1 protein-coding gene is annotated in these 281 nt (G+C 42.7%); it reads left to right on the top strand.

Going from position 1 to position 281, the window contains the following annotated elements; genetic code table 11:
* A partial coding sequence (locus K6T82_RS24410; protein ID WP_223711665.1) for a GTPase occupies positions 1-281 on the top strand: 281 nt, incomplete at both ends.

Here is a 281-nt window from a genome sequence, read left to right on the forward strand (position 1 = left end):
ACTGTTGATTTCAATGCCATTACAGCGGTTATAGCCGGTTTTCCCAACGTGGGTAAATCCACAATTCTAAGACAGATCACAACTGCTGAACCCAAAGTTGCAGATTATCCATTTACAACCACCGGTATACAAATCGGCCACTTAGAACGTAAGTGGCAGAAATACCAGATCATAGATACACCTGGACTTTTAGACAGGCCCATCGATGATATGAACACCATCGAGCTAAACGCCATGGTGGCACTTGAACACTTGGCAGATGTTATTTTATACATCTTCGA

The sequence above is a fragment of the Flavobacterium potami genome (assembly GCF_020026915.1).
GTDB classification, from domain to species: Bacteria; Bacteroidota; Bacteroidia; order Flavobacteriales; family Flavobacteriaceae; genus Flavobacterium; species Flavobacterium potami.